Annotated in this window: 1 pseudogene; it reads left to right on the top strand. The window is 25.2% G+C overall.

The annotated features are described in order from the left end of the window. Nucleotides 1–18 precede the first annotated feature (18 nt). Nucleotides 19–290, top strand: a pseudogene (locus CD112_RS13490) (DUF6038 family protein); the annotation flags it as partial.

A 290-nucleotide genomic window follows, 5' to 3' on the forward strand; every position in this document is an offset into this window, starting at 1 on the left:
AATTAAGGAGAAAGCTAAATGGGTAAAAAAGAAAGGACATTAAATAAGCAAAATTCTAAAATATCAAATTCAGCTAATTCAGACAAGGAAGAAAGAGGTTTTCAATTTGTAGTACCAATTGATGAGCAAATTATCACCAATATAAATAATATTTTAAGGGATTATAATATTAAATTAGAACGAACAGAATTTAATCTTACCTCGAAATTTACCACTAATGAGTTAGGAAGGTTACAAAGGGAAGTTGGAAAATACAATAATTTTATTATTCAATATGAAAAATTAAGTAT

This window comes from Staphylococcus simulans (assembly GCF_002902285.1).
Lineage (GTDB): Bacteria > Bacillota > Bacilli > Staphylococcales > Staphylococcaceae > Staphylococcus > Staphylococcus simulans.